The 24,643-nt window shown below is 60.6% G+C and carries 22 protein-coding genes and 2 pseudogenes; 11 read left to right on the top strand and 13 right to left on the bottom strand.

The annotated features are described in order from the left end of the window. A partial coding sequence (locus GNZ12_RS13995) for an NAD(P)(+) transhydrogenase (Re/Si-specific) subunit beta (RefSeq protein WP_172310882.1) occupies positions 1 to 266 on the top strand: 266 nt, incomplete at its 5' end. 79 nt (positions 267 to 345) lie between these two features. Here GNZ12_RS13995 and GNZ12_RS14000 read toward each other — a convergent pair. Then, positions 346 to 912: pseudogene (locus GNZ12_RS14000) on the bottom strand (helix-turn-helix transcriptional regulator); the annotation flags it as partial. Beyond that, positions 872 to 1,042: an OsmC family protein gene (locus GNZ12_RS14005; protein ID WP_235993736.1), complete on the bottom strand. Its 171-nt coding sequence runs from the start codon at positions 1,040 to 1,042 to the stop codon at positions 872 to 874. The gene GNZ12_RS14005 and the pseudogene GNZ12_RS14000, both read right to left, overlap by 41 nt. Positions 1,043 to 1,241: 199 nt before the next feature. Between GNZ12_RS14005 and GNZ12_RS14010 the strand changes: the two genes are divergently transcribed. Further along, positions 1,242 to 2,072, top strand: coding sequence for a BKACE family enzyme (locus GNZ12_RS14010; RefSeq protein ID WP_120304553.1), 831 nt, complete (start codon positions 1,242 to 1,244; stop codon positions 2,070 to 2,072). A 165-nt stretch (positions 2,073 to 2,237) separates the two neighbouring features. After that, positions 2,238 to 3,968: a class I poly(R)-hydroxyalkanoic acid synthase gene (gene phaC / locus GNZ12_RS14015; protein WP_172310883.1), complete on the top strand. Its 1,731-nt coding sequence runs from the start codon at positions 2,238 to 2,240 to the stop codon at positions 3,966 to 3,968. Between the two features lie 57 nt (positions 3,969 to 4,025). On the opposite strand, the gene GNZ12_RS14020 is transcribed toward phaC, so the two are convergent. The 6 genes from GNZ12_RS14020 to catA form a co-directional block, all read right to left on the bottom strand. Next, entirely contained in the window at positions 4,026 to 4,499 is a 474-nt protein-coding gene (locus tag GNZ12_RS14020; RefSeq protein WP_120304552.1) for a ferritin-like domain-containing protein, read from the bottom strand. A gap of 132 nt (positions 4,500 to 4,631) precedes the next feature. Next, the gene (benD, locus tag GNZ12_RS14025; protein ID WP_172310884.1) at positions 4,632 to 5,408 is read right to left on the bottom strand and encodes a benzoate diol dehydrogenase BenD; all 777 of its coding nucleotides are present in this window, start codon (positions 5,406 to 5,408) and stop codon (positions 4,632 to 4,634) included. After that, the gene (gene benC, locus GNZ12_RS14030) at positions 5,405 to 6,427 is read right to left on the bottom strand and encodes a benzoate 1,2-dioxygenase electron transfer component BenC (RefSeq protein WP_172310885.1); all 1,023 of its coding nucleotides are present in this window, start codon (positions 6,425 to 6,427) and stop codon (positions 5,405 to 5,407) included. The genes benD and benC overlap by 4 nt, the downstream gene beginning before the upstream one ends. A 40-nt stretch (positions 6,428 to 6,467) precedes the next feature. Continuing rightward, on the bottom strand, positions 6,468 to 6,956 hold the full coding sequence (gene benB / locus GNZ12_RS14035) for a benzoate 1,2-dioxygenase small subunit (RefSeq protein WP_172310886.1): 489 nt from the start codon (positions 6,954 to 6,956) through the stop codon (positions 6,468 to 6,470). Further along, complete coding sequence (locus GNZ12_RS14040) at positions 6,953 to 8,311, bottom strand: Rieske 2Fe-2S domain-containing protein (RefSeq protein ID WP_172310887.1); 1,359 nt, start codon at positions 8,309 to 8,311, stop codon at positions 6,953 to 6,955. The genes benB and GNZ12_RS14040 overlap by 4 nt, the downstream gene beginning before the upstream one ends. A 113-nt stretch (positions 8,312 to 8,424) precedes the next feature. After that, positions 8,425 to 9,357: a catechol 1,2-dioxygenase gene (catA, locus tag GNZ12_RS14045; protein WP_172310888.1), complete on the bottom strand. Its 933-nt coding sequence runs from the start codon at positions 9,355 to 9,357 to the stop codon at positions 8,425 to 8,427. A gap of 173 nt (positions 9,358 to 9,530) precedes the next feature. Here catA and GNZ12_RS14050 point away from each other — a divergent pair, with 173 nt between their 5' ends. The 6 genes from GNZ12_RS14050 to GNZ12_RS14075 all read left to right on the top strand — a co-directional run bounded on the left by GNZ12_RS14050 (position 9,531) and on the right by GNZ12_RS14075 (position 17,661). After that, on the top strand, positions 9,531 to 10,454 hold the full coding sequence (locus GNZ12_RS14050) for a LysR family transcriptional regulator (RefSeq protein ID WP_172310889.1): 924 nt from the start codon (positions 9,531 to 9,533) through the stop codon (positions 10,452 to 10,454). 110 nt (positions 10,455 to 10,564) lie between these two features. Next, the gene (locus tag GNZ12_RS14055; RefSeq protein WP_074283223.1) at positions 10,565 to 10,792 is read left to right on the top strand and encodes a hypothetical protein; all 228 of its coding nucleotides are present in this window, start codon (positions 10,565 to 10,567) and stop codon (positions 10,790 to 10,792) included. Positions 10,793 to 10,978: 186 nt separating this feature from the next. Continuing rightward, entirely contained in the window at positions 10,979 to 11,944 is a 966-nt protein-coding gene (locus GNZ12_RS14060) for a LuxR C-terminal-related transcriptional regulator (protein WP_328806000.1), read from the top strand. 347 nt (positions 11,945 to 12,291) lie between these two features. Next, positions 12,292 to 14,073 (top strand): adenylate/guanylate cyclase domain-containing protein, encoded by a 1,782-nt coding sequence (locus GNZ12_RS14065; RefSeq protein WP_172310891.1) that lies wholly within the window; start codon positions 12,292 to 12,294, stop codon positions 14,071 to 14,073. Between the two features lie 51 nt (positions 14,074 to 14,124). Continuing rightward, positions 14,125 to 15,372 carry a phosphatase PAP2 family protein gene (locus GNZ12_RS45275; protein WP_172310892.1) on the top strand — a complete coding sequence of 416 codons (1,248 nt, stop codon included), beginning with the start codon at positions 14,125 to 14,127 and terminating at the stop codon, positions 15,370 to 15,372. A 48-nt stretch (positions 15,373 to 15,420) separates the two neighbouring features. Then, positions 15,421 to 17,661, top strand: a complete 2,241-nt coding sequence (locus GNZ12_RS14075; RefSeq protein ID WP_172310893.1) for a S8 family serine peptidase — start codon at positions 15,421 to 15,423, stop codon at positions 17,659 to 17,661. A 95-nt stretch (positions 17,662 to 17,756) separates the two neighbouring features. Here GNZ12_RS14075 and GNZ12_RS14080 read toward each other — a convergent pair whose 3' ends face one another. After that, positions 17,757 to 18,023 (bottom strand): hypothetical protein, encoded by a 267-nt coding sequence (locus GNZ12_RS14080; protein ID WP_172310894.1) that lies wholly within the window; start codon positions 18,021 to 18,023, stop codon positions 17,757 to 17,759. A 272-nt stretch (positions 18,024 to 18,295) separates the two neighbouring features. On the opposite strand from GNZ12_RS14080, the pseudogene GNZ12_RS14085 reads away from it, so the two are divergent. After that, a pseudogene (locus tag GNZ12_RS14085) lies at positions 18,296 to 18,370 on the top strand (nuclear transport factor 2 family protein); the annotation flags it as partial. Positions 18,371 to 18,418: 48 nt separating this feature from the next. Here GNZ12_RS14085 and GNZ12_RS14090 read toward each other — a convergent pair. Genes GNZ12_RS14090 through GNZ12_RS44350 form a run of 3 tightly spaced genes read right to left on the bottom strand, consistent with a single transcriptional unit; the run spans position 18,419 to position 20,426 of the window. Then, positions 18,419 to 18,841 (bottom strand): ExbD/TolR family protein, encoded by a 423-nt coding sequence (locus GNZ12_RS14090; RefSeq protein ID WP_172310895.1) that lies wholly within the window; start codon positions 18,839 to 18,841, stop codon positions 18,419 to 18,421. Further along, positions 18,838 to 19,548 carry a MotA/TolQ/ExbB proton channel family protein gene (locus tag GNZ12_RS14095; protein WP_328806001.1) on the bottom strand — a complete coding sequence of 237 codons (711 nt, stop codon included), beginning with the start codon at positions 19,546 to 19,548 and terminating at the stop codon, positions 18,838 to 18,840. Before GNZ12_RS14095 ends, GNZ12_RS14090 begins: the two co-directional genes overlap by 4 nt. Positions 19,549 to 19,550: 2 nt before the next feature. Then, positions 19,551 to 20,426: an energy transducer TonB gene (locus GNZ12_RS44350; protein ID WP_235993725.1), complete on the bottom strand. Its 876-nt coding sequence runs from the start codon at positions 20,424 to 20,426 to the stop codon at positions 19,551 to 19,553. A gap of 313 nt (positions 20,427 to 20,739) precedes the next feature. Between GNZ12_RS44350 and GNZ12_RS14105 the strand changes: the two genes are divergently transcribed. Further along, positions 20,740 to 23,025, top strand: a complete 2,286-nt coding sequence (locus tag GNZ12_RS14105; RefSeq protein ID WP_172310896.1) for a TonB-dependent receptor — start codon at positions 20,740 to 20,742, stop codon at positions 23,023 to 23,025. A gap of 74 nt (positions 23,026 to 23,099) precedes the next feature. Here GNZ12_RS14105 and adh read toward each other — a convergent pair whose 3' ends face one another. Beyond that, complete coding sequence (adh, locus tag GNZ12_RS14110) at positions 23,100 to 24,620, bottom strand: aldehyde dehydrogenase (RefSeq protein WP_172310897.1); 1,521 nt, start codon at positions 24,618 to 24,620, stop codon at positions 23,100 to 23,102. Positions 24,621 to 24,643: the final 23 nt, after the last annotated feature.

A 24,643-nucleotide genomic window follows, 5' to 3' on the forward strand; every position in this document is an offset into this window, starting at 1 on the left:
ACGGCGAGTTCGGTCAGGTCGACGTGGTGCTGGTGCTCGGCGCGAACGACGTGGTGAACCCGGCAGCAAAGAACGATCCGAAGTCACCGATCGCGGGCATGCCGATCATCGAGGCGTACAAGGCGCGCACGGTCATCGTGAACAAGCGGTCAATGGCGGCAGGCTACGCGGGCCTCGACAACGATCTGTTCTACATGGACAAGACGATGATGGTGTTTGGCGACGCGAAGAAGGTGATCGAAGATATGGTGAAGGCGGTGGAGTAACGCCGCTTCGGCGGTTCGCCGCTTGCCTTGGGGCGGGCGGCGAACCGTCGGTCATGCAAGCCTGGACACGTCTGCATCCTTACCGCGGCTTCGCATTCACGTGCCGCAGCCAATCCGCCAACCGTCGTCCTTCCTGATCCGGATACGTTTCGAGCACCTGAAGATCCCGGATCCTCTCCAACCCGAAATTGCGGAAATCGCTGCGCAATTCGCACCATGCGCCAAGTGTCCAGCGCGCGCCCCAATAAGCCAGTGCCAGCGGCCACACGCGCCGCTCGGTCGCCGCGCCATTCGCATCGGTATAGGCGAAGCTCGCCACCTGACGTGCATCGATCGCCCGATGCAGCGCGTCCACCTTCGCTGAAAAATCCGCCTTGATGTGAAACGACGGCGCGAAGATCGCCAGACGTTCGAGCGTTGCGCGCTTGTCGGCGGGCATCGCCGAGGCGATCTTCGCCAATGCCCCGCGCGCACCGCTCGCGAAACCGGCGCCGCCCCACGATTCGAGCATCCGCGCGCCTGCTGCGAGCGCGGCCAGTTCATCGGCGGTGAAGGTGAGGGGCGGCAGGCTCGCCGCGCGGCTCAACCGATAGCCGATGCCCGCCTCACCTTCGATTGGCACGCCTGACAGTTGAAGATCGCGCGTTGTTGCGCGTCGCGTTCGAATACGGACAGACGACGTGCGCCTTGTCGATCAGAGCTTGCGCCTGTTCGCGGTCCATACCCGGCAGCGAGATGATGAGTTCGACTTCGATGCCGAAGCCAAGGTACAACACGGCTACCCGCGCTTCCGGACGACGATTCGGATCGGGCCGGCGAGCGTTTACGCGTTCCGTGCGCCCCGAGGTACACGATCCTCATCGCGCGCATTTGAACTAGACTTGGAACACGTGCTGTGCTGGCATTGCGCCGGGCACGCGGTCATGATCGCTCGCCATATAGGCGGAACGGAAACCTTGAACTGGAGCGTTAGCCATGAGTGAACCGTGCATTATCTCCGTTGCCATCACTGGCTCAGTTCCACGCAAGAAGGACAACCCGGCTGTGCCGATCACGATCTCCGAGCAGATTGAAAGCACGCACGAAGCGTACGAAGCCGGCGCATCGCTCGTTCATCTGCACGTGCGTGACGAACAGGAGAACTCCAGTTCCGACCGGTCCAGTTTCGCCGCTCTCCAGGAGGGCATCCGCAAGCACTGCCCCGACATCATCATTCAGTTTTCGACAGGCGGTCGTGGCCGTTCGTTCGAGCAACGCGGCGCGATGCTCGATCTGCGCCCGGATATGGCATCGCTCGCCACGGGTTCTGTCAATTTTCCGACTACGGTCTATGAAAATCCGCCGGACTTTGTGCGTGCGCTTGCGCAAATGATGCTCGACTACGATGTCAAACCGGAAATCGAGATCTTTGATCTGGCGATGTTGTACAGCACTGTGGACCTCGTGCAACAAGGGCTGCTGAAATCTCCTGTACACGTTCAGTTCGTGATGGGTGTAAAAAACGCGCTGCCCGCGCGTCGCGAGATTCTTGAGTTCGAGGTGCAACAACTCAAGGCACTCCTGCCGCATGCAACGTGGACCGCCGCGGGTATCGGACGGCATCAGTTGGAAGTCAATTACTGGACGCTTGAAATGGGCGGGCACTGCCGCACGGGTCTGGAAGACAATGTGCGCTGGGACAAGGACACGCTGGCGAAGAGTAATGCGCAACTGGTCGCGCGGGTGGCCTCATTGTGCGGCGAATATGGCCGGCCGGTGGCGAGCGCTGCCAAAGCGCGTGACATGCTGGGTCTTCCGGCCAGATAGGCCGCCGGAATGCGCCACCGTCTCGCCCAGCGTCCGGTCGCACGGAATGGCGCGTTCAATGCTCGAACAGTTCAAGGTGCCGGGCGTGGTATTGTCGCGTGAGACCCCCCTCGCGTGAAACGCGCGATCGCGTCAGATTGTGTGATCAGACTTTCAGGAGACAACATGGCCGCGCCGTTCAACATGCCGGATGAGTTCGTCCAGGGATTCTTCAAATCGGGGCAGACGCTGCTGCGGGCCTACACCGGCGTAGTTGGATACGCCGGCGACGCGCCGTCCGTCCCCGCAAGTCAGCCGGCGCTCGCGCTCGCGCAGGCCCAGGCGCATTACTGGCAACAGCAGATGGCGCTTTATATGGGCATGATGGCGAGAGCCACGGGCGTGACCCCGGAGCCCACCGTTGCGCCCGAGCGCGGCGACCGGCGCTTCAGTTCGGACGCCTGGCGCGACAACCCCTGGTACAGCCTGCTCAAGCAGACGTATTTGTTGAATTCGCGACTGCTGAACGACATGGTCGAAGCGGCGGGTGTCGGTGAACAGGAGAAGCACAAGCTGCGCTTTTACGCGCGCCAGTTCATCGACTCGATGAGTCCCGCCAACTTCGCCGTCACCAACCCTGACGCTATTGAGGCCGCCGTCGAGACGCAGGGCGAAAGCCTGCGCGCGGGCTTCGCCAACCTGCTCGAAGACTTGAAGCACGGACGCATCTCGATCACGGATGAAAGCGCCTTCGAAGTTGGCCGCAATGTGGCGGTGTCGAAGGGATCGGTGGTCTTCGAGAACGAGCTTTTCCAGTTGATCCAGTATGCGCCGCTCACGGACAAGGTTGCCGAGCGGCCGCTCGTGATCGTGCCGCCTTGCATCAACAAGTTCTATATCCTCGATCTGCAGCCGGAGAACTCGTTCGTGCGCTTCGCGTGCGAGCAAGGGCAGACGGTGTTCCTCGTGTCGTGGCGCAACCCGGATGCGGAACTTGGCCACACTACGTGGGACGATTACGTCGAGAGCGGCGCGATCAAGGCGATCGAAGTTGGCCGCGCGATCAGCGGCGCCGACAAGGTCAATGCGGTCGGCTGGTGTGTCGGCGGGACGATATTGTCGTCGGCGCTCGCGCTGCTGCGTGCGCGCGGCGATGAATCGGTGGCGAGTCTCACGCTCCTCACAACGATGCTCGACTTCAGCGATCCAGGCGACCTCGGCGTCTTTATCGATGAGCAGGGTGTGTCGCAGCGCGAGCAGACAATTGGGCGGGGCGGTATCTATTCTGGCGGCGAACTCGGTTTCGTGTTCCAGACGCTCCGCGCCAACGATCTGATCTGGCCGTATGTTGTGAACAATTACCTGAAAGGCGGCGCGCCGCAGGCGTTCGACCTGCTCTACTGGAACGCCGACAGCACCAATCTGCCCGGCCCGATGTATGCCTGGTATCTGCGCAACATGTATCTGGAGAATAACCTGTGCAAGCCGGGCAGGCTCTCAATGTGCGGCACGCCGGTGGATTTGGGCCGTATCGACATCCCGAGCTATGTCTTCGGAACGCAGGACGATCATATCGTGCCGTGGAAGGGCGCGTATCGCTCGACGCAACTCGTCGGCGGTGACACGCAGTTCGTGCTAGGCGCCAGCGGACATATCGCGGGGGTGATCAACCCGGCATCGAAGAACAAGCGCAGCTACTGGACCGACGGCGAGCTCGGCACCGATCCGGATGCGTGGCTCGAATCGGCGAAATCGCAGCCGGGCAGTTGGTGGACGCACTGGAGCAACTGGTTGAAACCGCATGCGGGCAAGGAAGTCGCGGCGCCGAAAAAACTGGGCAATGCGAAGTACAAGCCGATCGAACCGGCGCCAGGCCGTTACGTGGCCAAGCATCCGCCGGAATTGACGGACGCCTGAAAGACGAGTTTCCGCGTCGCGGCGACCACGTCCGGGAGGCCGCCATAGTCAGTTTGATCAGGGTTGGCCCGCCTGCCGTTCGGTCGACGTCGTCATTTCGCCCGGGCGGCGCAGCATTTTGTCGACTTCGCCCGCGTGCATCTCTTCGATATGGATCATCTGACGGGCGAACTCCTCGAGTGCCACGGAGCGGTCCTCGACCAGCGCGAGCAGTTCGCGATAAAGCGCCAGCGCGAGGTTCTCGGCTTGCAGCGACTCGCGCAGGATCGACGCGATATCGAATGTGTGCGAGTCGAGGAGGGGGCCGATCGCAAGCGACGGATAGGCGCCCAGTGTGGTGATCCACTCTCCGACCTGCTGTGCGTGCAACAGCGATTCGTCGGCCTGCTCGCGCAGCCAGGAGATGATCGGAATGCGTCCGAAGCCGAAAACGAGAAACGAATAGTGCGTGTATCGAACGACGCCGGCTAACTCGGATTCGAGAATCCGGTTCAGCACGGCAACGACATCTTCCTTGTCGATCTCTGCCATTTGGTATCTCCTTTTATGGCACCGCAACAGACGCACTCCGCCACTCGCCCCTCGCATCACGCCATAGGGTTTTGGCGGATATTGATTAAATGTAGTCCCGCAAGGCGATTGCGCAAGGGGTTAATTCATGGGTCAGCCGGTGTCACCACCGGCTACTGGCAACACCGTGCCCGTGATATAGCTTGCCTCGTCTGAAGCGAGGAACAGAATCGGCGCGACCTGTTCGTCGATGCTGCCGTAGCGCTTGAGAAAGGTTGATTCAGTGACCTGCTTCACCGCGTCGCCCATCCAGGCCTTTTCCTGCTCGCTGTCGCCGGCGGTATTGCGAGGGACGCGTCGCGGCGGTGCATCGGTCCCGCCTGGCGCGGTGGCGACCACACGGATGTTGTGCTCCGCGTACTCCATCGCCAGCGACTGCGTCATCGCGTTGACACCGCCCTTGGCCGCCGAATACGGTACGCGGCGGATACCGCGCGTGGCGTTTGAGGAGACGTTGACGATGGTGCCACCGCCACGCTTGAGCAGGTGCGGCAACACAGCATGGCAGGCATACAGCGTGGGCATAAGTGAACGGCGAATTTCCGCGTCAATCTGCTCAGGTTCGAACTCAGCGAATGGACGCATGCGAATCGCGCCACCGACGCCATTGATGAGGATGTCGATGCCGCCAAACTTGCGCACGGCAAAAGCCATCGCCGATGCCGCGCCTTCGTACGTCTCGAGGTCGGCGACGAAGCCTGCCGTCTCCGCGCCACTTGCTTCGGCAGCCACTTCGGAGACGAACTCGGCGCGGTCGACGAACAGCACCTTGCCGCCTTCAGCGGCCGCACGAAGCGCTACGGCGCGACCAATGCCCTGTGCAGCGCCGGTGACGACCATGACCTTGCCGGCAAATCGTTGCGTGCTCATACGGTCCTCGGTGCTGCGTTAGGAGTGAACTTCTCGTAGTGGAAGCTGTTGGGCTTCACGCCGTTATCGTCGAAATGCTTACGCACTGCATCGACCATCGGTGGCGGCCCGCACAGGTAAACGTCGACATCACCCTCATTCAAGATCTCGGCGGGCATGTGCTGCGTGACCCAACCTTTGCGGGGATGGGTCGAATCCGTGTCGGCGACGACGGTCGAGTAGGTGAAATTCGGCAACTTCGCCAGGTACGCTTCGATTGCATCGACCTGCACCAGGTCGAGGTCCCGGGTCACGCCATAAATCAGGTGGACCTTCTGCTGCGAATCAGCACGCGCGAGCACTTCCAGCATCGACAGGAACGGCGCCAGACCCGTACCGCCAGCGAGGAACAGCAACGGCCGCTCCACGGCGCGCAGATAGAAACTACCGAGCGGCCCGGTCAGTTCCAACTTGTGGCCTGGCTGTGCGGAATCGAGCCAGGTGCTCATCACGCCACCGGGAATCCTCTTGATCAGAAAACTGACTTTCGATCGCCCCGGTGCCGATGAGAAAGAATACGAACGATGCTGGCCGCTGCCGGGAACATCAATGTTGACATACTGACCCGGCAGGAATGCCGGCGCGCTCGCATCCACGTCCAGTTCGAGCACGACGGCCGCATCATTGTGCGGCTCCACCTTCGATACCGTCGCGGCGAACCTGCTCTGTTCAGTTTTGCACGCGGTGGAAGAGGCCGGCACTGCAATCACACAATCGCTTTGCGGCACCATCTGGCAGGTGAGCACAAGGCCACTGTCTTTTTCGTCTTCGCTCAGTGCGTCGTCGATGTAATCGTCGCCAAGGTCGTAGGCGCCGCTTTCGGCGCGGCACTTGCAGGTACCGCACACGCCATCGGAACAATCCATTGGTAGGTTAATTTTCGCGCGAAAGGCGGCATCAAGCACCTTCTCGCCCGGCTTGCATGCGACGAAGCGGGTCACGCCGTCCTCGAAGTTCAGTGCAATGTTGTAGCTGGACATGTTGTCTCCTCTACTTCCAGTTTCCTCCCGCCGCTCGACATCAAACGTGGTAAATGTCGAGCACCTGGCGGATGTAGTCGTTCTTCAGCACAATTTTCTTGCTGGCAATCAACAACGCATCGTCGACCTTTCGCAAAGTAACGAACATCGTGCCGAAGAAATGGTCGTTGATTCTGTAGCGGTGGCTGAGCGTGTTGAAGTTGTAGCGCACGTCCACTTCGTTGCCGCGTTCGGCCAGCACTTCCACATTGGTGATGTTGTGGCTGGTCCGCGGTTCTGGCATCGACGCACTACTGCGTTCGGTCTTGATGCGGAACACCCGGTCTTCCAGGCCGCCACGGTCCGGGTAATACATCAGCGAGATCTGACTCTCGTGGTCATCGGTAAGCTGGTCGTCGTCATCCCACGCCGGCATCCAGTAGGTGACGTCTTCGGCGTAGCAGGCGAGCCAGTCGTCCCACTGGCGGTCATCGAGCAGGCGCGCTTCGCGGTACAGCACGGCGCAGATTGTCTGGTAGTCGAAGCTCATGCCAAGGCCTCCTCTTGTTCCTTTTTCAGTCCGTCGCGCATCACTTGCACCCAGTATTCGTGCTGGCACACAAACAGGCCTTCGTCTTCGCTGCGCTCGCCTGAGATAACCGGCTTGATACCCATAGTCTTCGCATTCTCGTCCGGGCCATCGACCCACAACGGCGCCCCGCGCGAAAGGTCGTTCCACATCGCCGTGGTGCCGGCATAGCCCGCCTGGCAAGCGCGGAACTCTTCAAGGTCATCCGCGGTGCCCATTCCCGTGACGTTGAAGAAATCCTCGTATTGGCGAATGCGGGTAGCGCGGTCGGCTGCGCTCTCACCCTTTGGGGCAAAGCAGAAGATGGTGACCTCAGTCTTGTCTACGCTGATCGGGCGTACCACGCGAATCTGGGTGCTGAACTGGTCCATCAGGAACACGTTCGGATACAGGCACAGGTTTCGAGTCTGGTTGACAATGAAATCCGCCTTTACTTCGCCGACGCGTGCCTTGATTTCTTCGCGGTACTGATAGACCGGTCGCACCTCCGGGTTCATCGTCTTGGTCCACAACAGAATGTGGCCGTGGTCGAACCCGTACACGCCGGCTACCGACTTGCTCCAGCTGTTCGCATCCACAGCCTTCGTGCCATCGACCTTGCGGCGGTCCATCGTCGCGGCGTAGTTCCAGTGCACGGTGCTGACGTGGTAGCCGTCGCAACCGTTCTCCATCTGCATCTTCCAGTTGCCGTCGTAGATGTACGAGGAATTGCCGCGCAACACTTCCAGCCCGTTCGCGGCCTGGTCGACGATTTGATCGATGATGACCTTGGTCTCGCCGAGGTAGTCCTCCAGCGGTACCGCGTCTGCGTTGAGGCTACCGAACAGGAAGCCGCGGTAGCTCTGGAAACGCGCAACTTTCTTCAGGTCGTGCGAGCCGTTGGTATTGAACTGCACCGGGTACTCGGTGGTCTTCACGTCCTTCACTTTCAGCAGCTTGCCCGTGTTAGCGAAACTCCAGCCGTGGAACGGACAGGTGAAGGTGCCTTTGTTGCCGTGCTTTTTCCGGCAAAGCATGGCGCCTTTGTGGGCGCAGGCGTTGATGACCGCGTGCAGTTCGCCGCTTTTGTCGCGCGTGATCACGATGGGCTGGCGGCCAATCCAGGTGGTGTAGTAGTCGTTGTTGTTGGGAATCTGGCTTTCGTGCGCCAGGTACACCCAATTGCTCTCGTAGATGTGTTTCATCTCGAGCTCGAACAAATCGGCGTTGGTGAAAATATCGCGGCGGCAACGGAATACACCGTTTTGCTTGTCGTCCTGAACGGCTGTATGCAGCAGTTCATCCAGTTGCGAGGCTTTGTCGATAATTGCAGACATGAGTACTCTCCCTACGCGTGCGCCAGGTGATGGAGCACGCGCATCGGTGTCGAAAGATTCTTGCGAAAAATTGAGCGGCAGCAGGGGTGCGACGTAGCAGCCGCGTTCAGCGGTCAGGCGGTAGCAGATGCACGCAGGCGATGGACGACCTGATTGTCCTTGCCCTGAACCAGCGGAGTCAACTCGATGTTGAACTCGATTTCCTTGTACGCATCAGCCTTCATACCCAACGAAGGGCCGCCGGTCTTTTCGACGACATGCGGAATCAAATCCTCGCGGGTGGCGTAGGCGAAGTCATCCCAGATCAGCGGGTCGCCCTCGATATTGATTTGCGTCGTCAGCTTGCGGTACTTGTCGGTGGTGACGAAGAAGTGCACGTGCGCCGGACGGTTGCCATGGCGTGCGAGCTTGTTCAACAGCTGCTGGGTCGCGCCCTGCGGCGGGCAACCGTAGCCCACCGGCATGAGCGTACGGAATTCGTACTTGCCGTCGGCACCGGTGCTGACCGCACCGCGCAGGTTGAACTCGCTCTGTGCGCCGGTTGGGTCGAAGTGCGAATAGAAGCCTTTTGAATTAGCGTGCCAGCATTCGACCACCGCACCTGCGACGGGGTTGCCGTCCGGGCCGGTCACGGTGCCGCGGATGACCAGCGGGCCCGCATCCTCGTCCGGATTGATATCAATCTTCGATATGCCATCGCGCACTGGCGCACCGGCGACATACAGGGGACCTTCGATGGTACGCGGCGTGCCACCGATGTCGGCCTCCTTGTCCGCGGCATCCATGCGAATGTCGAGATACTTCTCCAGACCGAGACCTGCGGCAAGCAACGCCGCTTCGCCGTCCTGGCCGAGCTTGTTGAAATAATGAACGCCGGCCCAGATTTCGTCGGGCGTCATGTCAAGGTCGTCGATGGCCTTGAACAAATCGCCCAGCAGGCGATGGACGATCTGCTGGGCGCGAGGACTGCCGTCCTGGCTACCGACGTTAGCCGCCGCCTTCAGCAGGTCCTGCGCTTCCTTCGTATCGAACACTTTGACGCTCATGTCTGCTCCTGAATCTCTATTTTCTTTGGGGTAAACCCTTGTTTTTGCGCCCGCTTGAATATGCTTGAGAGGTATAATGGGTGCTGAAACAGAGTGTGAATGCAGAATAATGGACGCCGGAAGGCCCCGTCCAACACTGATTTAGTATCGGTCTATATCCACGAGGTATTGAAATGGAGCTGCGGCATCTGCGCTATTTCGTCGCCGTAGCCGAGGAACGCAATTTCACGCGCGCGGCTCAGCGACTGAACATGGCCCAGCCGCCTTTGAGCCGTCAGATACAGCAGCTTGAAGAGATTCTTGAGGTGCAGCTATTCCAGCGCGACTCGCGCCCGTTGAAGCTAACGGAGACGGGTAAGTTCTTCTATGCTCATGCCGTTCAATTGCTGGCTCAGACGTCGGAACTCGAATCAATGACGAAGCGCGTGGGCAACATTGAGCGCAGCCTCTCTATTGGTTTCGTGGGTTCGACGTTGTACGGCATGCTGCCCAAAATCATTCGGCGCTTCCGCGACGAGAACACGACAGTCGAACTCAGCCTCCACGAGATGTCGACGATGGACCAGATTCGAGCGCTGAAAGACGGTCAGATTGATGTCGGGTTCGGCCGTATCCGGCATGAGGACGCAAACATCCGTCGGGTGGTTCTTCGCGAGGAGAAGATGATTGTTGCATTCCCGGAGGGCCATGCACTCTCGTTGGGCAAGCCCGTCCTCGCGCTCAGCGATCTGGTCAACGAGACCCTGATTATTTTCCCTAAGGCGCCGCGGCCCAGTTATGCAGACCAGGTGCTGTCGGCATTCGCAGACCGTGGTCTCAAGCCTCGCCGGATATATGAAGTACGAGAGTTGCAGATTGCGCTAGGCCTCGTCGCAGCGGGGGAAGGAATTTCTGTCGTTCCGAGTAGCGTGTACGGCCTGAAGCGAGACGATGTGAGTTACAAAGAACTGGACGACCCCACTCTGGTTTCCCCAATCATCATGAGCACGCGAATGCTCGACGAGTCGCGGGACCTTCAGGAAATGCTTGAACTCATCTATCGGCTGTACGAGGAGGAAAAGATAACCTATGCGCCCCGCAACGACTTCGGGCGGTGATACTCACTTACCGTCCGACGCCCACGAGCATGAATCCTTCCAGATAGCCTGAAACGATCGACCGGCGTGTACTAGAGTGTACTTACGACGCCTTCAACGGAGTTTCTTCCATGGATACTCATTCGATTCTGGGCATGATTCACGCGGAAGAGGCTTTACTGGTCTCCATCGTGCGGTCGTTACCACCGGACATCAGACGCGCGGTCGCCAACGATTTCCATGAGCAAGTTGAACTCGCCGGGACTTCGCATCTGAATCCGACAACCGATCGAGAAGCGAGCGACGCGTTCAAGGCTCACCTCAAAAGATTGTCGATCATGCTTGCCTCGCTGTCGTGAGGAGAAGCCGATCAGTCCGAGGCGCCACGTGTGGCGTGCGCGCGCGAATTTAATGGTTCGCTGCACATTGCGAGGCAGGCGTTGAAGGGCCATTAGCCACTTGAAAAGCGCGCACGGCTCATGCTGATCCTTTTCATTGCTCCCGCTGGTTTGTTTCGCGATGGCGTCGCGCGTCTGCTCGGCGACGTGGCCGACGGCGCCGAAGTGAAATGCGCCGACTACGCGTTGAGCCCTATCGAGAGCGGGCAAACGGTCGACATACTCGTGCTCGACGGTGACTACCTGCCGGAGGCGCTCACTACCGCAAGCGCTTCTCATCACGGTGCACCGAACCGGCCCATGCTTGCACTGCTGACATCGGTCGATCCTCAGACCGTCGAGCAATTCATTTCGGCTGGCGTAGCAGGTCACCTGGGTAAGTCGGAGTCCAGCAATGCACTGGTCGGTGCACTGCGCCTCCTCGCTGCCGGCGGGCGATATCTGCCATCGGCCATTCACTGGTCAGCGGCCACCGCGGCTACCGCTTCCATCGACGCGCTGCAAAGGTCCGCCGTCGCAGCCGATCCCGATCCCCACTTTCTGACGCCTCGCCAACTGCAGGTGCTGGCGCTCGCGGCGCGCGGCGATTCGAACAAGTCGATTGCGCGACAGTTGAACATTACGGAAGGCACCGTAAAAGTGCACTTATATACGGTGTACAAAGCACTAAAGGTCGGAAGTCGGGGGCAGGCGAGCGTTGCCGCAGCGCGCTTGCAGAAGGTCGGCGATGTGCAACTTCACCAGGCGCTCGACGGCCAGCTTTCGATCAGCCGGCTGCTGGCTTATACAACGCCCACCCGTTTTCAATCCGGCCATGTCCTCTTTCACAAAGATGACCGAAGCGATGCGCTTTACTACGTGGTGCGCGGAACGGTCATGCTCGAGGAGATCTGCACCGAGGTGGGGCAGGGCGCGATTCTGGGCGAAATCGGGCTCTTCTCTCCGGATCATCGGCGCACGTGCACGGCGCGTTGCAAGTGCGAATGCGAGCTGCTGGTGGTCTCGGCGACCGACGCGATGCGACTTTATTATCAGGACCCGGAATTCGCCACCTATTTGATCCACTTGATTACTCGCCGATTGGAGGCCGATAAGCTGCGCACGAGGTGTTAATCGCGACTGCCGAACGTCTATTGCGGAGTCGGTATTCCAATGTGATTCGACTTTGTCCGATATCGACTGACATAAAGCGGATGGCGGGTAAAGAAAGCCGTTTTTCCAATGCTTTTTTGACCTATAACACATACCAATCGCCAGTCTGCTGAAGACGTCGGGCGCGCGTTCGCCTCGCCCTGTCAGGCGGCGAGATTCACTATTTCGAGCATTTCGGCTCAGCGCTGAAAGGTTGCGCATGCGTGGCCGCGGCTCTTCTGACGTGACATTCGAAAGCATGCGCAGGGGCGGTGAAGTCCGTTGCGTATAAGACCCGTGCACGCCAAAAAATGGCTTGAATAAAAGTGATGGCAGATTTCCCCCGTTCACCGGATGGACTGGTTTGTGTCGTTCGCGCCGTGCTGTTTATGGATCTCGTTGAATCCTGCAGGCTGATGCAGGATAACGAGGTCGAAGCAGCGGGGCGATGGCGCGCGTTCAAGGCGCAGATCGAGAATGAGTTGGTGCCTGTGCATGGCGGCCGCCTGATCAGAACTGAGGGCGACGGACTCATGGTCACGTTCGTCCGCCTGCAGGATGGACTCGCCGCGACCTTTGCGATCCAGCGCGCGTCGCGCGAGGTCAACGCAGGCGAGCCGGCGAGCAAGCACATGCTCTTGCGGATGGGCTTGCACATCACGGAGTTGTACGAAGACGAGCGTGACGTGTACGGCCGCGGCGTCAACCTGGCTGCGCGCCTGTACACGCTGGCGGGACCCGGAGAGATCGTGGTGTCCGCGCAGGTACGGGATCAGCTGACTTCCGAACTGGACGCGGAAATCGATGACCTCGGCGAATGCCACCTGAAGCATTTCGAGAATCCGGTGCACGCCTATCGGATCGGTCCGCCCGGTCCACATCCGCTGATCGAGCGTGGGGCCGCTTTTTTGCCAGAGCTGCGGCCCACCATTGCGGTGATTCCGTTCGTCTTGCGTGGCGGCGACGTCGAACAGCAGATGCTCGGCGAAGTGCTCGCCGATGAGATCATCTCCTCCTTGTCTCGCACGGCCGAGCTTCAGGTGATCTCGCGTTTGTCCACGACCGCGTTTCGCGGGCGCGGTGCGTCACTCGACGAAATCAGCGGGTTTCTCGGCGCGCGCTACATACTGTCGGGCGCATATCGAACGTCGGGAGATCAGTTCGTGCTCGTCGCCGAGCTCGCCGAGGCCAAATCGCGTCACATTCTGTGGACTGAGAGCATCCGAGGCCGCACTTCCGAGATCATGCTCGGCGAAGACGAACTCATTGGCCGGGTGGTCGGCGAGGTCAGCAATGCGATCATCAATCGCGAACTGCATCGGGCACGATCGCAGGCGCTGCCCACGCTCGAAATCTCGACACTGCTGATGAGCGCCATCGTGCTGATGCACCGCGGCGTGGCGTACGACTTCAACCGCGCGCGGGACATGCTGGAAGTGGTGATCGAACGCGCGCGCAGACAGGCCTTGCCGCATGCATGGCTCGCCAAGTGGCATGTCTTGCGCTTCAATCGCGGTTGGACCGATGACCGCAGCGGCGAAGCCAATGTGGCGCTCGAATGCACGCGACGCGCGCTCGACGCCGATCCTGAGTGTTCGCTCGCGTTGACCATCGACGGATTCGTGCACACGAATCTGCTCAAGCAGTTCGACGTCGCGCAGCAGCGCTACGCCCTCGCGCTCGCGGTCAATCCCAACGAATCGCTTGCATGGCTGCTCAAAGGCACGCTGCACGCATTCGAAGGCGAGGGCGAGGAAGCTGTCGACGCAACCGAGCGTGCCCTCAGGCTTTCGCCGCTCGATCCCTTGCGCTATTTCTACGAATCGCTAGGCGCAACGGCCGCGCTATCCGCAGGCCGCTACGAACGCGCGGTGGAACTGGCGCAACGGTCCCTGCGGGTGAACCGGACCAACACGTCCACGTTACGCGCGTTGGCGATCGCGCAGTCGCTGCTCGGCAACCTCGAGGCGGCGCGTTCGACGGTCGGCGAAGTGCTAGCCATCGACCCGACGCTGACGGTGCAACGTTATCTCGAGCGCTCGCCTAGCGGCGCATACAAGACCGGCAAGATCTGGTCGGAGGCACTCCGTCAGGCGGGATTGCCTGACTAGATAGAAGAAGCAATGAATGCGGTGCTGGATCCCTGAGAGAGGAGACATATCGTGAGCGGACTTGGCGGTGCGGGTGGGGCAGGCGGTGCGGGCGGCGCGGGTGGTGCGGGCGTTCCGCCCGGTGGTGGCGGCGCGGGTGGCGTCTATGATGCGGGCGGCGGCAATGCGGGCGACGCGCGGCTTCTCGCGGAAGCGCTGATTGGGCACCGGGACGGGATAGTGGGCAGTTGGCGGCTTCCGGAACTGGTCACGCTCAACTTGGATAATCAGAAACTGCAGAATCTCCCCAAACCGCTGGCGCTCGACGATCCGGCTCAACTGTGGCGATGGGAACCCTGGGTGCGCGCGACGGTGTTCGATTTCGAACTGCTGACCAATCTGAATTTTTCGTCTCCCGACCCTTCCATCGCCATGCTGTCTCACCGGGCAACCGCAGCAACCGCGGCAACCGCGGCAAGCGGCAAGGACGTGGAAATCGTCTCCTTGAGCAGGCCGGGCGTGGACGTCTTCAAGAAACAACTCGAATGGTTGGATTTCTATTCGGACCTGCGCGAGGACCGTACTGCGGAGATACTGTGTCAGATGGGTCCGCAAGTGGCGTTCTGGAGCACCCTTATCTATCTGCAGCCGAGCCGCACGCCGAAGACGCTCGAACTGCTCGATACCGTCGTGCGATTCGCGATTTTCGTGGAACTTCGCTTCAAGCATGCGATAGCGGCGCAAAGGGCCATCGAGTACTCGACCCAAGTCCAGCCGATGATTCAGACGCCGGGTCATGGCTCGCTACCGAGCGGCCATTCGACCCAGGCGTTTATTATCGCGGTGGTGCTGTGCGCATTGTTCGATGCGCCGCCCGGCTCCGTATTCCGTCAGCAGGCGATGAGGCAGGCGTACCGCGTCGCGGTGAATCGAACGGTGGCGGGTGTGCATTTTCCGATCGACAGTATCGCGGGGCACGTGCTCGGCACGTCGCTCGGGGAATACTTTGTCGCGCGGTGTAGACGCAAGGTTGACGGTGGCGGCACGATCACTTCCCGCCAATTCAAGGGCAAGGATATCGACGCCAATGATTCGCGCGGCAACCCGGATTTCGACTATCACGAGCCGCTGAGCGACAAGGATGTCACCACCTATATCGCGAACAAACCGGGTATGAACGAGGAACAGGCGCGAGCCTACTTCTCATTCATCGGCTGGGAGTCTAAGGAAAAGGACGTGGATGGATCCGACATTCTGTGGTGGCTATGGAACCAGGCGAAGAGCGAGTGGACGGGTAAGAGTCTCGAGAACACGCGTTAGCCGTAAGCGTGCCGATGCGTGCAGAAAGGGTGGCATACGAGGTGACATATGAGCTGGAAATCCTGGGCGGGCGGCGGCGCGTGGAGTGGGCTCAACTGGACCGGACGCCCCGCTGACAGCGCCTGCGCCGACCCCTATCTGGCGTGGGCGGACACAACGGCATTTGCTCATCTCGGAGGGGAACGCACGTGGGTACGCGTCATCCTCGAACTGGAAGCGCACTGGCCAGTAGATGGCGCTCTGCCACTTACCGCGCAGACGTTCGCGGAGAGTCTGGAAAAAGAGAACGTCGCGTGGAAGGATTGGATTCGGGTATCGACCGTCTATCGCTTTCCGCCGCATGATCTGGAAGCGTCGCGCTTCCTGACGGCCATCGTGGCCAGGAAGTTCTTCACCGAAATCGATGGCGCCATGAAGGGTGTCGTGAAGCGCTTCGAACTCGGGATGCCGATCGCTCCTGACGACGCGGCGCAGTCTTTGGCTCCCGGTCCCCAAGCGCCTGTGCCGGGAACGGCGCCCGTCTTCGGTCCCGCCGCACAACCCGGTGCCGCGTCTACTGACGCTTCGGACCAGCCGCACGCCGTGTTCATGGGTGTCATGGACGATGGACTGGCGTTCGCTCACGAACGCTTTCGTTGCATCGCCGATAATCCATCGACCCGCATCGAATACTTCTGGAATCAGGATGACGCGGCGGCGGGGGCGCTCGACGAGCACTACGGGCGTGAGCTAGACCGCGACAAGATAAACGGCTTGCTTGATCGATGTGTGCGCAAGGGCCTCCTGGATGAAGACGCCGTGTACCGGCTCAACGGTTACGTCGGTGCACGCAAACGCTGGGCGCACGGCACGGAGGTCATGGATCTCGCGTGCGGTGTGAGGCCCAACAAGATCGAGGCCGCCGCGTTGACCCTGAAAGGGGAGCGGACCGGAACAGTTCAACCGCCGCGTATCCTGTGCGTCCAGTTCAAGACGGCAGGGCGAACGATTCGCGACACGTCCGGGCTCTGGTTCGCCGTTCACGCACTCGACGCGATCCGCTACCTCCTGCGTCGCGCCGACGATCTTGCCAAAGGCGCGGAGCACTCGGTTGTACTCAACCTGAGCTACGGCTATATGGCGGGTCCGCACGACGGCAGTTCGATCATTGAAAGCGCGATGGACGAACTGATCGGCCTGCATCGCGATCTATCCATCGTCGTACCCGCAGGAAACAGCAACCTGCTCCGCTGTCACGCGACACTCCCGGTTGATAGCGGAACGTTGCGCCGGATCACGTGGCGCGTCTTGCCCGATTGCGCTACGCCTGGTTTTCTCGAGATATGGTTGCCGAAGGATGCCGATACATCCAGCGTGACCGTTCAGATTACTCCACCATGGGGAGACAGGAGCCCCGTGTTTCCCGTCAAGAATCTCTATACATGGCAACCGGGGCGCAATGTGCTGTGCACGGCGGTCTATCTGGAGCGCGTCGCGACGGGGGACCGCAATATGATCCTGATCGCACTCGCCCCCACGACGATGAATCAGCCCCGGCGGGATCCGGCGCCGGCGGGCAACTGGACCGTGACGCTGACGAACGGGTCGGGTGACGATCTGGAGATTCATGCATGGGTGCAGCGGAATGAAACGGCCTACGGCTATCCGCTGCGGGGTCGCCAGTCGCGCTTCGAGGATCCGGCGTACAAGCAGTTTGTTTTCGGGGCCCACGTCCGGGACTTCGACGAAGGCAATCAGCTGACCTGGATCAAGCGTAGTGGCACGTTGAGTTCCATTGCGACCGGCGAGCACACCGTCGTGGTAGGTGGCTATCGCAGGACTGACGGACGCGCTGCGACCTACTCATCGACTGGACCTTCTCTTCGGCAGACGAAGCGATCCGGCCCGGATGCGGCGGCTGTCAGCGAAGACTCCGTCGCATGCGCAGGCGTGCTGGGCGCGAGTACGCGCAGCGGCTGTCTCGTTGCGCTGAGCGGAACCAGCGCAGCGGCTCCGCAGGTGGCCCGCTTGCTGGCGAGGCAAAAAATCATCGCGTACGCGAATGGATTGCAGCCCAATGTTTTCACGCCTCAGCTTTCCGCTCGTGCATGGGTCGCACACGAGGCGGACTCCCTCGATCCGGTGCCGGACGCGCCGGTCCCTCACCTGCTAGGCCCATGCTTCGGCACGTTGAATCCACCGCCGGTACCGATCCCTCAACATGCCTATGTGCCGCGCCCGCCTGAGATTCGGACAGGCTCTGGCAGGTTGCCTTCGCCGCGCTGGAAGAAAAGAGGTATCAAGCTGTAGCGAAGCCATAACGCGTCGAGGACCGGGTCTTCTTCACCCGGCCCTCGTCGTGTGTCACGTGCGTTCGCTGCCGGGATCCGGAGCGGACAGAAAGGTCATTGACCTCCCTTGAAAAGCTGCTGGAGCCTCGCCTGTTCTCCGTTGTGCTGCGAGCGCACGAGGTCCTGATAGACATCGGCGCGGGTTTTGCCCTGTTGAACCGCGGCGCCGCCCGACATCGAGTTGGTCGACATGTCTGGTCCTTCCGAACTGTTCACGATTTCGGCTGCCGTCGGCGGCTGTTGCGTGGTGGTTTCCTGCGCGTTTGCCTGCCATGAGCACGCGCAGAGCACGCCGCTGACCAGTAGAAGTGCTGTCTTCATTTTGACTCTCCTTTAGAAATGGCGGCGCATGGACCCGCTGCGCCGAACCGAAGCGCCGAGGTGTGCCGTGTCCAGGGAGAAAGCGGGTCGCTCCGTGGAACGGAGTGAGTGCAATCGGGCGAGGTTGCAGAGACGCCTAGGTTGATTGCAGTATGTGTGTCGGGCGCGGGCTCGGCTATATGGCATTGGTGATAGACGACGAAGGACGGTGGATCGCTGATCGCAACCCCATGACCTTCTGCTGCGGCAGTGAGCGTCAATTCAAGTCGAGCTTCGAGTGCGTCGATGTGTTCGAGTTCGACGCCAACGGACTGGTCGAGCGCATGATAATTGTGTACGACACTTGATTTAAGCCAACGGCACGAGAAGGGTATGAAGTGCTGGACCGGGCTACATCAATTCCGAGGCTCCACGTTCGCCGTTGCGACTGCGACGTGCGCGATACCCGCGTGGCCGATTTTGGCGAGCAGATTCGCAACAGTGCCGAATGGTTGGCTTTGATCGGAACGCAGGTTCACCACAGTCAGGTCACTTCGCGCGGCGATGCGCCGGAGCGTCGGCTCCAGTTGGTCCGCGGCGATGTCGCGGCCGTCGATCGCGAGCTTGCCGTGCGCATCGAGGCTGACTGTCACCGCGTGATCGCGCGCTTCGGGCGCGCCGGCTGCGACTTTCGGCAGATCGATATGCAGTGTTTTGGTCAACATCGGAGCCATGACCAGAAGAATCACGACGAGTACCAGCATGACGTCGACAAGCGGCGTGATGTTGATTTCAGCGAGCGGCTCGTTCGTGTCTTTTGCGTTCGAACGGGAAATCATGTGAGTACCTCGGCCCGATGAGCGCTGGTCACCGCGCGAAAGCCATTGCGTTGTGCCACGTTGACCAGATCCGCGGCGTAGTCTTCGAGATCGGCAATCGAGATGTGAACGCGGCGCACAAAGAGGTTATAGGCCAGCGCCGCGGGGATGGCGACGGCGATCCCGATTCCCGTCGCAGTCAGTGCTTGCCCGACCGGGCCGGCGACTCCTTCGATCCCGCTCGCGCTGCCTACAGCGACCGCGTGCAGTGCATGGATGATGCCGAACACCGTGCCGAACAGCCCGATAAACGGCGCGGTACTGGCAATCGACGCAAGCAGTGTCAAGCCCCGTTCAAGCGCACGCCTTTCTCTCTGGATCTGCTGGTTCAGGAAGCGATCAAGCAGTTCGTGGCGGTCCCAGGCCACGAATTCCGCATTGGCCACCGTCGTCTCCGCGGGGGCGGTTCCCGACCATGCGGCGAAGCCGGCGCGCGCCACGCGCGCCTTCGGACACTCCGATGCGTGTGACGGACTTGCGGGCATGCCGGACGGATCGCGCTCGGCGGCGCTCCAGAAAAGCGCTGTGAAGCGCCGGTTCTCAGAAGCAAGATGCCAGTACGCGCAGCCTTTGTACAAAATCAGCAACCACGTCAGTAACGAACAGGCCGCGAGCAGGCAAAGCGAAGCGTCGACAATGAGCTGTGTGGCGAAGTCAGACATGTTCATAGTCAGGTTCCAAGTTTGAATTCGATGGGTACCTGGACCCATCCGTCGATCGCCTGATCGCCACGTCGGGCCGGCGCAAAACGCCAGTTGGTGACGGCTTCGAGTGCGGCGTCATCGAGCGACTCGTGCCCGCTCGATGACGCAAGTTCGACGTGGTCTGGCCGGCCGCTGGCCAGCACGTGGACCCTGAGTCGCACGGTGCCTTGCCAGCCGTGTTGTTGAGCCACGCCTGGGTAGGTCGGTGGAGGATTGCGCAGGTAAGCAGCGCCGAAGCTGGGTTCGGTGAGCGGTTCCGGCGTCGGCTGGGCGTCCGGTGATTTTGCGGGCGAGGCATTGAGTGGTTCGGGACCGGCATCGGTGGACACCGGTTGTGGCGTCGTAGTCGAGGGCGCGGGCTGCCACTTCGATGCATCGTTCGGCGCGATCTTCGCGAGCGGTTTTGATGGCGACGTCTGAGCGGTGTTTCTCGGGGCGGCTAGTTCTCTTGCACGGCGCGGCGAGATCGAGCGCGGTGGGACGGGCGATGGCATAGCCGGCGCCAGGCCGGCGGCGCGTCCCGCAGGTTGCGTTGAAATCATGACCGGTGGCGGCACGGCAGCACCTACGTCGAATTGCAGGTCGAGCGCATGCGGCGCCGTGTACGCCGGATTTTCCACAGACACTCGCCATGCCTTGAGCGCAACCGTGCAATGGACGGCAAGCACGACTAGCGCAATGGCATGCGCGCGCGCTCCTCGAAGGTCGTCGAATGCGCGGGTGGTGTGCGGTGGCAGTCGACACGCTGCGACGCGCACTGGCGGGTTCGCCGCCGCGGCACGCTGCAGGCTGCGCACCCTGCGCCGTACCGCGTTTGCACTTTTCAGCGTTGAAGTGATCATGCGTGCCACCCCCAGATTCTGATTGCCAATTGGTTCGCAACATGCGTGCCGGTCGTGGGGACGCGCATGCGGCCATATTTCGATCAGGCGCGGTTCGAAGGTGTGCGTTCAGTGTCCCCGTTCGGAACACCGCTGTACCAATTCGACACAGGTGTCACGTGAGCAAAGACAAACGCGGTACAGCGTTCGACATCGCATCGCATAGCGTCGATGTCCGGCATCGATGTTGCTTGGGAGTGGGCACATCGCAAACCGCAGTCAAAGAACATACCGCGCACGTCCATGAAGCCGATGCGCGCCACGGAGGAGACACATGAAGTCGCATCGCGACGATTGGCGGCGCACGCGCATTGCCGCCGCCATAGCGGGCATGCTCGCTATGGCCCAAGGTACTTGCGCAGTGGCGCAAGACGAACCCGCGTCGTCGCCCTCGCAGGTGATGCCGGTCGTGACCGTGGTCGGCACGGCGCCGCTAACCGGGCTCGGCATGCCGCTCACCGAAGTGCCCGCCGCCGTGCAGATCGTCAGCGCGAAGGACATCGACGCGCAACACCCGAATACCATCACGGCCTATCTGGAGAAGAACGTCACAAGCGTGACGCTCAATTCGAGTCAGGGCAATCCGTATCAGCCGGACGTCAACTATCGGGGCTTCACCGCTTCGCCGCTTCTCGGCACACCCCAAGGCCTGTCGGTGTTCCAGGACGGCGTACGGGTCAACGAGCCGTTCGGTGACGTGGTCAACTGGGACCTGCTCGCACAATCGGCGATCGAGCGCATCGAGGTGATGCCCGGGTCCAATCCGCTATTCGGTTTGAACACGCTAGGCGGAGCGATCGCCATCACCACCAAAAATGGCCGCGACAACCCTGGCGGCAGCCTCGAAGTGGAGGGCGGCTCGTTCGGACGCAGGAGCGTGGTCTTCACGCAAGGCGGCCAGCTGGGACACTTCGACTATTTCGTCACCGCCAACGACGAAGCCGATCAGGGTTGGGCCGACCATAATCCAAGCCGCGTGAAGCAACTGTTCGGCAAAGTGGGTTATACGGACGCGCGCACCACCGTCGAACTGAGCCTCACCGCAGCCGACAACCAGTTGCAGGGAACGCAGACCATTCCGCGCTCGTTTCTCGACAATTCTCGCCAGGCGTACACGTATCCCGACGAGAACCAGAATCGCGCGATCATGCTGGACCTGTCGGGCAAGCATGACTTCAGCGATGCGTTGCAGCTCTCCGGCGATGCGTACTATCGGCACTACAACAACGACAACCTCAGCAGCAACGTCAATGGAGATTACGGTTCCATCGATCCGGCGACGGGTGCGATCGATACGGTACCCGGGCAAAACGTGCACTCCGTGATCGCGCAGGACAGTTATGGATTCGCACTGCAATTGAGCGTCACGGGAAAAGTCGCGGGGATGGACAACCAGTTGATGGCAGGCGTCAGCGGCGATTTTGCGAACACCGGCTTCACCCAGTACTCGCAAGATGCGGCGTTCACCGCGGATCGTCAGACCGTTGGGACCGACGGTTACACGTTACAAACCGACGCATCCATACGCAACAGCAATCTCGGTGTGTTCGTGACCGACACGCTTTCGTTGACTCGCACGATCGCCGTGACGGCCTCTGCGCGCTACAACCACGCTAGTGTCGATATCGAGGATCTCAGCGGCATGCAGCCCCTGTTGAATGGCTCGCACAGTTTTTCGCGGATCAATCCCGCGCTAGGGGTGACGTATAACCCGGTTCCCTGGCTGACGGCTTATGCCAACTACAGCGAGGGCATGCGTACGCCGACCGCTATCGAGCTGGCCTGCGCCGACCCGGCTGCGCCCTGTTCGTTGCCGAACGATTTCATTGCTGACCCCGCGTTGAAACCGGTCGTATCGCGGACGTTCGAGGCGGGCGCGCGTGGAACGCTATCGTCGGCAATTCATTGGAGCGCGGCATTGTTCCGCACCGATCTTCAGGATGACATAGAGTTTGTCAGCAGCAATGGGGCTTCGACCTCGACCGGCTATTTCCAGAACGTCGGCACCACGCGGCGGCAAGGTTTTGAACTCAACACACGGATGCAGACAGGCCCGCTTACCGTGAACGCAAGCTATACCTATCTGCGCGCAACCTATCAGAGCAGCTTTGTCGAGCAAAGCGCGAGCAATTCGAGCGCCAACGCTCAAGGCAACATTACGGTGCACCCGGGCGACCGTATCCCCGGCATTCCGGACAACACGTTGAAGCTGCGTGTGGATTATGCAGCTACCGCAAAATGGAACGTGGGTGCAAACATTCTGTATCGCAGCTCGATATTTGCCCGTGGAGACGAGGACAATCAGGACAGCAATGGGCGTATCGCAGGCTATGCGACCGTCGATCTGGACACGAGCTATCAGGTGACGAAGCAACTGCAGCTGTTCGCGCACGTGAACAATCTGTTCGACAAACGCTACGCCGACTTCGGCATCCTCGGGCAGAATGTTTTCAATGGCCCCGGCCATTCGTTCTCGCCCGATGCGGTGTCCAACGAACAGTTTCTCGGTATGGGCGAGCCGCGTGGCATATGGGTTGGATTGCGCTATGCGTGGAAGTAAAGCGGAGATGGTGGCTGGCGTATATAAATCACTTGTCTGGAGCGGGCCTCACACCACTCCAGATCCGTACTGCGTTAGAAGAAACCCAGCGGCTGCTCACTATAGCTGACGAGCAGATTCTTGGTCTGCTGATAGTGGTCGAGCATCATCTTGTGCGTTTCGCGACCAATGCCGGACTGTTTGTAGCCACCGAATGCCGCATGCGCCGGATAGGCGTGGTAGCAATTCGTCCACACGCGGCCTGCCTGAATCTGGCGGCCGAAGCGATAAGCGCGCGTGCCGTCGCGCGTCCACACGCCGGCGCCGAGACCGTATAGCGTATCGTTGGCGATTTCGAGCGCCTCCTCTTCGTTCTTGAATGTCGTCACCGACACCACTGGACCGAAGATTTCTTCCTGGAAGATACGCATCTTGTTGTGACCGCGGAAGACGGTCGGCTTCACGTAGTAGCCCTTGCTCAGCTCGCCGCCGAGCGTGCTGCGTTCGCCGCCGATCAGACACTCAGCGCCTTCCTGCTTGCCGAGATCGATGTACGAGAGGATTTTTTTGAGCTGTTCCTGCGAAGCCTGCGCACCGATCATGGTCTTCGTGTCGAGCGGATGCCCTTGCGTAATCGCGGCAACGCGCTTCAAAGCACGTTCCATGAAGCGGTCGTAGATCTTTTCATCAACCAGGACACGCGACGGGCACGTGCACACTTCACCCTGATTCAAGGCGAACATCGCGAAGCCTTCGAGCGCCTTGTCGAAGTAACCGTCGTCGCGATCCATCACGTCGGCGAAGAAAATGTTCGGGCTCTTGCCACCGAGTTCGAGCGTTACCGGAATGATGTTCTGGCTCGCATACTGCATGATCAGGCGGCCTGTGGATGTTTCGCCCGTGAAAGCAATCTTCGCGATGCGCTTGCTCTGCGCGAGCGGCTTGCCGGCTTCGAGGCCAAAACCGTTGACTACGTTCAGCACACCCGGCGGCAACAGGTCCTGAATCAGTTCGATCAGAACCAGGATCGACGCAGGTGTTTGCTCGGCAGGCTTGAGCACGATGCAGTTCCCGGCAGCCAGCGCAGGCGCCACCTTCCACACGGCCATCAGAATCGGGAAATTCCACGGAATGATCTGACCGACTACACCGAGCGGTTCGTGGAAATGATAGGCCACGGTATCGGCATCGATCTCGGAGATCGTCCCCTCCTGCGCACGAATGCAGCCGGCGAAATAGCGGAAGTGGTCGATCGCGAGCGGGATGTCGGCAGCGAGCGTTTCGCGGATCGGCTTGCCGTTGTCGATTGATTCGGCAAACGCGATGCGCGAGAGGTTCTGCTCCATGCGGTCCGCAATGCGGTTCAGGATCGTCGCCCGCACGGCCGGCGCGGTATCGGCCCAGGCTTTGCGGGCGCGGTGGGCCGCATCGAGGGCGAGTTCGATATCTTCTTCTGTTGAGCGCGGGATCGACGTAAAGGGTTCGCCGGTGATAGGCGATACGTTGTCGAAGTATTCTCCGCGCACCGGCGGAACCCATTGGCCGCCGATGAAATTGGCGTACTGCCGCGCATACGGAAATTCGACATCGAGAAACTGCATATCTGCGTGGTTCATGCCTGACTCCTCCAATGATTGTG

The sequence above is a fragment of the Paraburkholderia solitsugae genome (assembly GCF_013177695.1).
GTDB lineage: Bacteria > Pseudomonadota > Gammaproteobacteria > Burkholderiales > Burkholderiaceae > Paraburkholderia > Paraburkholderia solitsugae.